The organism is Flavobacterium sp. (assembly GCF_965277525.1).
Taxonomy (GTDB): Bacteria; Bacteroidota; Bacteroidia; order Flavobacteriales; family Flavobacteriaceae; genus Flavobacterium.
On sequence record NZ_CBDIDC010000013.1, the window covers coordinates 24295 to 31803 of the forward strand.

The window sequence follows — 7509 nt, forward strand, 5'->3', positions numbered from 1 at the left end:
GTCGTTGGTTTAAAATTTGAAGTCGTTCGTATAATTTATTTTTTTTAACAATCCCTTAAGAATAAATTTACACCATAACTAACAAAATAAATAAACATGAAAAAAATTTTCTTAATCTTTATGATTGTTTTTACGGCGCAAGTTTCGCTTGCACAAGTAAAAAATGTCAAAGGTGTGATTACAGATTCTGATGGGATGCCGTTGCCAGGGGCATCTGTTGCAGTACAAGGAGGTCAAAAAGGTACTACTACCGATTTTGATGGATTGTATGCAATTGAAGCACAAAAAGGACAAACTTTAGTTTTTACTTATGTAGGTCTTGAAACACAAACTATAGTTGTAGGTGATGCTGCTACAATTAATGTTAAAATGGTTACTGCAGCATCGAATGCACTTACAGAGGTTGTTGTAACTTCATTAGGTCTTAAGAAAACTAGAAAATCTTTGACTTATTCTGCTCAAGAGCTAAAAGGTGAAGAGTTAACTCGTGTAAAAGATGCTAACGTTATTAATACAATTGCTGGTAAAATTGCCGGTGTTGCTGTTACAAAAAGTTCTGGTGGTACTGGAGGATCTACTAAGGTAGTTATTCGTGGTAACTCTTCTATCATGAACAGTCAGCCACTTTATGTTATCGATGGTATTCCTTTATATAATGGTTCTTCAAATCAGCCAAATGATTCTTTTGGTAGTACTGCCGGAGGTAACCGTGACGGAGGAGATACAGTTTCTTTGATTAATCCTGATGATTACGAAGGTATGACTGTGCTTAAAGGTGCAGCGGCATCTGTATTATACGGATCTCAGGGAGCAAATGGTGTTATTTTACTTTCTTCTAAAAAGACAAAAGAAAACACTTCTAATTTATCAGTTTCTTCTGTTACTACTTTTGAATCGGTACATTCTTTGCCAAAATTCCAAAATGAATACGGAACTGCAAATGCACAGAAATCTTGGGGAGGAAAAGTTGCTTCAAATGATTTTGTTGATGACTTTTTTAATACTGGAGTTACACAAATTACTTCTTTAGCATTTACAACAGGAACAGATATTTCGACTACAAGTTTATCTTATGCTAATACTTCTGCTTCAGGAATTATAGAAGGAAACGGATTAAAGAAAAATAATTTTGGAATTCGTCAGACAGCGAAATTTTTTAATAATAAATTAACTGTTTCTGCTGATGCAAAATATACAAGCCAAACTATTGATAACAGACCTGTAAATGGACTATATTCAAATCCTTTAACTGGAGTTTATTTATTTCAAAGAGCAAATGATTTTAATTATTATAAAGATAATTTTGAAGTCTACAGACCAGATCGAAATTTATACGGACAAAATTTTTATAGTGCACCGAATGCTGATATTTACGTTCAAAACCCTTATTGGCTAATCAATAGAAACAAATCTATTGATAAGGACAATTTCTTTAACGGAAATATTGCTTTAGACTATAAAGCAAACAATTGGTTAAGTATTACGGCAAGATATAGCTATAACAGAATTGAAAACGATTTTGACAAAAGAATCTATGCTACTACAAACACTTCTTTATCTAATATAAACGGTAGGTATATAAACGTTGCTACATTAAGCACACAGCGTTACGGAGATTTAATCGCTAAAATTAATACGAACTTCAACGAAGATTTTAGTTTTAATGCTATAGTAGGTACAAGTATCAATAATACCTTAGCAAATCATGCTACTACTTTAGATTCTGGTATTGTTGGAGGGCTTGTTAATGCAAACTTGTTTACTTTGGGTAATTTTGGAAGTGCAAGTGGGTTAGATAATTTAAGTCTTCAGGCTACAGGTTCTTCAAGAGAAGTTCAGTCTGTATTTGCATCTGCAACTTTTGGTTATAAAAACATGTTATATTTAGATGTTACCGGACGTAATGATTGGTCTTCTACTTTAGTAAATACAGATACGGGGTCATATTTCTACCCATCTGTAGGGGTTACTGCTCTTTTAAGTGAAATGACTACTATGCCAGAGTGGATTAACTTTGGAAAAGTGAGAGGAACTTATGCACAGGTTGGTAATGACGTTTCGGCTTTTGTAACTTCTCCAAAATCAACTATTCAAGGTGGTAATATTATTCCTCCTACGGTAGGACCAAGACCTGGTGATGGATTAAAACCAGAATTAAAATCAGAATATGAATTTGGTACAGAGTGGAGAATGTTTAATAACAGATTAGGTTTTGAGGTTTCATACTACAATTCAGAAACTAAAAATCAATACATTCAGATTCCTGCACCTGCAACAAATCCTTACGGTTATACTTTCTACGGAATTAATGCGGGTAGTATAGAAAATAAAGGTTTTGAAGTTGTTCTTACTGGAAAAATCATTACTGGAGATAAATTTTCATGGGATACGACAATAAATTATTCTCAAAATAGAAATAAAGTAAAAGAAATTCCAGAAGAATTAGGAGGTTCAATTCCTTTAACTCCGGTAAATAATATTAACTATAGATATGCTTTGACTGAAGGACGACCATTTGGGGTTATTGAAGGAAAAAATATCGTTAAAAATGCTCAGGGAGAAATTGTTTTAGATGATAAAGGAAATATAGCTTTAGAAAGCGGATTGCGCGAAGTAGGTAATGCAAATCCTGATTTTATGCTAGGTTGGTCAAACACATTTAAATTTGGTGCTTTTACAGCAAACTTCTTGATCGACGGACGTTTTGGAGGAGATGTAATGAGTATTACAGAATCTATGAATGATTGGTATGGAGTTTCAAAAAGAAGTGGAGATGCCAGAAATGCAGGTGGTGTTGCAATAAATGCAGTTATGCCTAATGGTACAAAAGTAACTTCAATGGATGCTGAAAAATATTACACTACAGTTGGAGGAGTTAATGGTGCTACGGCTGAATATGTCTATAATGCGACAAATGTAAGTTTAAGAGAAGTATCTCTTGGCTATACTTTCAATAAAAAAGTACTTCCATTTGTTAATACAGCAACTTTATCATTAATCGCAAGAAACTTATTTTTCTTTTATAAAGATGCACCTTTTGATCCAAACATTGCTTTAAGTACAGGTCAAGGTTTACAAGGAGTTGATATTTATGGTTTACCATCAACAAGAAGTATTGGTCTTAATTTAAATGTAACTTTCTAATTTAAAATCTCATGAAAACAAATAATATAAAAAAATCATTAATCTGTTTTGGTCTTTTAGCCTTAGTTGGTTGTACAGATAATTTCGACGAGATTAATAGTAATCCTGACGCTTTTACACAAGACGAGCTAAAACAGGACTTTAATTATATAAAAGGTCCTTTTACAACTATGTTTGATAATGTAATGGTGAATGTTCCGGGATGGAAGTATCAGGTAGCCATTGATTTATCCGGTAATACTTGGGGAGGCTACACTACAGCACCTGGTTTTGATGGATCTAACAATCTTTCGTATGCACTTTCAGATAACTGGAACCTTTGGGGTTGGGAAGCTATTTATGCACAAGTGATGGCAAATTACTTAACAGTCGAAAGAGCATCTAAAGGTAAATATGATGAGTTTTACGCTCTTGCTACAATTATTAAAGTACAAACTTTACATAAAGCAGCAGATTCATGGGGGCCAATTGTGTATTCAAAATTAGGTACTACTGATGCAACAATTGGATATGATTCTCAAGAAGAAGCTTATGGATTAATGTTTAAAGACTTAGACTTTGCTGTAACAGAATTAACAAAAAGAATCGACGCCGGAGAGAAAAGTTCTTTTACGAACATAGACCGTTCAACCTACGGAGGAGATTATACAAAATGGGTTAGGTATGCAAATTCATTGCGTTTAAGATTAGCTATGCGTATTGTAAAAGTTAATCCTGCATTGGCTAAAACAGAAGCTGAAAAAGCTATTAGTCAAAAATTTGGTGTAATGACAGTTGTTGCTGATAGTTTTATAGTAAGCAAAGGTGTATCACAACATCCTCTTAAAGTAGCTGCTTATGAATATAATGATAGTCGTATGTCTGCAGACATGGAATCTATTATGGGAGGTTACAATGATCCTAGAATGAAAGTTTATTTTGATCCTTCTGAACAATTCCCTGGAGAATATAAAGGAATCCGTACTGGAGGAAATCTTGGAGATAAATCGCTACACATGAAATTTTCAAATTTTGGTAAGATCATAAAAGACGATAAACAAGTAGTTTGGTTGAATACCGCTGAAATTTATTTCTTAAGAGCTGAAGGAGCTTTAAGAGGTTGGAATATGGGGGGTGATGCTGCAACATTATATAAAGCTGGTATTACTGCATCTTTTGATCAGCTTGCTACAGGTGGTGCTGCTGATTACATTGCAGATAATGTAAAAACGGCTAAAGACTATGTAGACCCGGTTGCCCCATTCAATAGTGGTTTAGCTGTAAACAAAGTTACCGTTGCCTGGGATGATACAGCAAGTAACGAAGTGAAACTGCAAAAAATCATTACTCAAAAATGGATTGCTAATTTTCCTGATGGTATGGAAGCTTGGGCTGATCACCGTAGAACAGGTTATCCTAAATTATTGCCAATTCTTAACAATCAAAGTGCTGGTTTAGTTACTACTGAATTTGGTGTAAGAAGAATTCCTTTTGTTTCTACTGAAAAAGACGGAAACCCTGGTGGAGTTCAAACAGGAATAACAAAACTAGGTGGTCCTGACAATGGTGGAACCAGAACTTGGTGGGATGTTAATGCTCCAAATTTCTAAAATAAAGTATCAAAGAATTATAAGAATTTAAGTTTGGTTAGTAAATGGTATAAGCAATGCAAGTTGCTTATACCATTTCAAAAACCAAAATTGTAAATACAAAAAAAGAAAAAAGAAATGAAAAGTGCTTTAGAAATAAAACCTGATATCAGCTATAAAAGCGCGGGAAAATTTGAAGAGACCCGATTTGAGAAAATCCACAACGAAATCTTCAGAAATTCTACAGAAGCTTCGATAATTGTAGCGCAGGAAATCGCGCAATTAATTAGATCTAAACAAGAAAAAGGAAAATCTTGCGTATTAGGTTTAGCAACAGGTTCTTCTCCTATAAAAGTCTATGAAGAGTTAGTGAGAATGCACAGAGAAGAAGGATTAAGTTTTAGCAATGTGATCACTTTCAATCTGGATGAATATTATCCAATGACCAAAGAGAACAATCAGAGCTATCATTATTTCATGCACCAGCATCTTTTTAATCATATTGATATCAAACCGGAGAATGTCAATATTCCCGATGGTACCGTTGCAATTGAGGAACTCAACCAATATTGCATCGATTACGAAATGAATATTAAAAACGCAGGAGGTCTTGATTTTCAATTATTAGGTATTGGTCGTACCGGTCACGTAGGTTTCAATGAGCCGGGATCGCACATCAACTCAGGAACTAGAATTATTACACTGGATCACATTACAAGAGTAGACGCTTCATCTGATTTTAATGGTATCGACAACGTTCCTAAAAGAGCGATTACCATGGGAGTTTCTACCATTATGAGGTCTAAAAGAATTGTACTTATGGCTTGGGGACAAAACAAAGCCGATATCATTAAGAGAACCATTCAGGGCGATATCAGTTCAGAAGTTCCGGCTACTTTTTTACAAAATCATGCCAATGCCACCTTTGTATTAGACCAGTCTGCCGCTGTAGAATTAACACGTTTTAAAACACCGTGGTTAGTAGGAGAATGCATCTGGACACAGGAATTAAAAAGCAAAGCGATTGTTTGGTTGTGCCAAAAAACAAAACAATCCATTTTAAAATTAACAGACAGAGATTACAACAACAACGGAATGTCTGATCTTTTGGCGCAGGAAGGTTCTGCTTATGATCTGAACATCAATATGTTCAACGTCTTGCAGCATACCATCACAGGATGGCCGGGTGGAAAACCCAATACTGACGATTCACACCGTCCGGAAAGAGCCAATCCTGCAAAAAAACGAGTGATTCTTTTTAGTCCACATCCGGATGATGATGTGATTTCTATGGGAGGCACTTTTTCAAAATTGATAAAACAAGGCCACGATGTACACGTAGTATATCAAACCTCCGGAAATATAGCCGTTACAGATGACGAAGCATTAAAATTTGCTGAGGTTGCCAAAGATTTTGTTGGTGACGCAGCAAGTGGAATCGACTTCAAATCGGTAATTGAATTTTTAAACCATAAATCAGAAAACGAAATTGATTCACTGGAAGTCCGAAAATTAAAAGGACTAATCCGTAGAAGAGAATCATATGCCGCGACAAGATATATTGGTTTAAAAGATGAGAATACCCACTTTTTAGACCTTCCGTTTTACGAAACCGGACAGGTAAAGAAAAATCCGTTAGGAGCAGAAGATATTGCGATTGTAAAAGATATCATTGCACAAATAAAACCACATCAGGTTTTTGCAGCAGGAGATCTTGCCGATCCGCACGGAACGCACGAAGTATGTCTGAACGCAATTTTTGCCGCCATGAAACAATTAAAACCAGAAAAATACATGGACGATTGCTGGTTATGGTTGTACAGAGGGGCGTGGCACGAATGGGACATTCACGAAATTGATATGGCTGTTCCGCTTTCTCCATCAGAAGTATTACTGAAACGTCACGCGATTTTATACCACCAGTCTCAAAAAGACAGAGTAATGTTTCAGGGAAATGACTCTAGGGAATTCTGGGTGAGAGCCGAAGACCGTAACAAAAACACAGCCATCTTATACGATGATTTAGGATTGGCAGAATACGAAGCAATCGAAGCCTTTAAACGTTTTGATTACTAAAGTTAAAATATAAGATTCGGGTGAGAGCGGATCACATTACAAAATTCAGATTGATTTCATAAAGAAAGTGAGGATTCAATAGAGTTCATTCTGAGTTTTGTTTCTTTTATTATTTAATACTGTTATCTCCGGATAACATCTTTTCAAAAACAGTAAAAATGAAATATTTATTAGTACTACTATTAGCAGGTGTAACGTCTGGTGCTCAGATTCAAAAAGAGCAGCTAAATCTTATGCCGTGGCCTCAGAGTGTTGTTGTAAACAACGGAAATTTTGCTTTAAATAAAAACTTTAAAGTAAACATTACCGGAAAACCGAATCCCCGAATTTTTGGTGGAGTAACTCGCTTTTTGCGTCGCTTAGACGGTAGAACCGGTATTTTTTTCGAACAGGGTTTTATTACAAGATTAAATGAAGTTCCAAATGCAACACTTCAGATCAACTGTGACAGAAGTGGGAAAATTGGTTTGTATGAAGATGAAAGTTATCATTTAGATATCCAACAAAATCAAATTACAATAAATGCAACCAGCGATTTAGGAGCACTTCACGGCCTTGAAACGTTATTGCAAATGTTACAAAACACGAACAACTCCTTTTATTTTCCAAACTCAAAAGTATCTGATTTTCCAAGATTTACCTGGAGAGGTTTGATGATTGATGTTTCAAGGCATTTTCAGCCAATTGATGTAATCAAAAGAAATATTGATGGATTGGCCGC

Annotated in this window: 4 protein-coding genes; all 4 read left to right on the forward strand. The window is 35.2% G+C overall.

Annotated elements, in window-relative coordinates; genetic code table 11:
- Positions 1-96 precede the first annotated feature (96 nt).
- Positions 97-3144, forward strand: a complete 3048-nt coding sequence (locus tag ACQY44_RS24185; RefSeq protein WP_428232841.1) for a SusC/RagA family TonB-linked outer membrane protein — start codon at positions 97-99, stop codon at positions 3142-3144.
- 11 nt (positions 3145-3155) lie between these two features.
- Positions 3156-4733, forward strand: coding sequence for a RagB/SusD family nutrient uptake outer membrane protein (locus ACQY44_RS24190; RefSeq protein ID WP_428232842.1), 1578 nt, complete (start codon positions 3156-3158; stop codon positions 4731-4733).
- Positions 4734-4850: 117 nt separating this feature from the next.
- Positions 4851-6788, forward strand: coding sequence for a glucosamine-6-phosphate deaminase (gene nagB / locus ACQY44_RS24195; protein ID WP_428232843.1), 1938 nt, complete (start codon positions 4851-4853; stop codon positions 6786-6788).
- A gap of 158 nt (positions 6789-6946) precedes the next feature.
- A partial coding sequence (locus ACQY44_RS24200; RefSeq protein WP_428232844.1) for a glycoside hydrolase family 20 zincin-like fold domain-containing protein occupies positions 6947-7509 on the forward strand: 563 nt, incomplete at its 3' end.